At 35.9% G+C, this 1126-nt stretch carries 2 protein-coding genes; both read left to right on the top strand.

Going from position 1 to position 1126, the window contains the following annotated elements; genetic code table 11:
• Window positions 1-115 (top strand): HTH domain-containing protein (locus DXB39_RS15300; RefSeq protein ID WP_334294234.1); only part of this gene is annotated, 115 nt, incomplete at its 5' end.
• 26 nt (window positions 116-141) lie between these two features.
• The gene (locus tag DXB39_RS14605; protein WP_012744349.1) at window positions 142-792 is read left to right on the top strand and encodes a hypothetical protein; all 651 of its coding nucleotides are present in this window, start codon (window positions 142-144) and stop codon (window positions 790-792) included.
• Window positions 793-1126: the final 334 nt, after the last annotated feature.

A 1126-nucleotide genomic window follows, 5' to 3' on the forward strand; every position in this document is an offset into this window, starting at 1 on the left:
TGACAGGCTTTTAGCCAATCCACCAGAAAAGATTGAAATCGAAGTAAAGTATAAAATTGCTGTGACGGTTATGGAACTGCGATTTTGGCTAAAAGATTGTGAATCACCGATATAATCGGGATTTGTGAGTAGAGGGCACTTATGAAAAATAAAAGTATCAATCAAGTTTCCATAATAAATGGTGAAGATGGTCCCACAAGTGTTTTTATATTTGGAGAAGCTCAAAAGCAATCTCTAAAGATTAGAATCCGAAATGCTATCTATCAATCCAGACGAAAAAGGATAGAAAAGAGAATAGCGGCCAACCCGCATACCCTTGCGGAAGTGGTGCAATACGCAAAGGATCATTATGATTTAGTGGAAATCAATCCTGCCGCAACAAATTGGATAGAACGACAGAAAAATCTAAAAGCTAGTTTGATTATGCAGCATAAACCAGAACTTTTGGGCCAAAGGAAGGATATTCCAAAACCAGATTTTCATAATGAAGAATCTGTTAAAAATTTTTTGAATGAAATGGAAATTAGAAATAAATTGATTGACCAAATGCCTGATAATGTAATTCCCATGGATTTTCATTTATATGAAATAAAAATTGGTGAGGATTTAATGGAAATAGAGGTAGATTATACCTGGAATATATTTGGAATATCTTACTCTGGAAATAAGTCGGTCATAAAAAGGTTTAAGAAAATAGCCAGAGATTTATATTGTTATTATGGTGTCAGTGAGGAGGATATAAAGAACCGGACAAAAAGATATTCTTCACTGGTAACGGAATTGAGTTCATAAATAAGCAGTTAATTTAGCAACAACTTGTTGCAGATTCTAAAGTTATCTTGCATAATTAAAATATAAAAGATGTATATAAGGTCGGAACAGAGACCTTAAACCTGTTCCAGTGGTCGGGATGGAGACCGAAAACCCATTCCCATTGCGGAATAAACTGCAAATACAGTGATCGCGTTGCAGAAACCTGTGAGGCCTGCGACCGGGGGAGAACCTGCGGGGACTCCTCTTTTCTATATTATGGAGATGGTGTATATGCAGAAGATGCTTGATTTTATAACATAGAAGAGAGTACGTGTAATGCGGAGTAAATAATGGTCAAAAAACAATCGACATC

This window comes from Roseburia sp. OM03-7AC, assembly GCF_003462625.1.
GTDB classification, from domain to species: Bacteria; Bacillota; Clostridia; order Lachnospirales; family Lachnospiraceae; genus Roseburia_C; species Roseburia_C amylophila.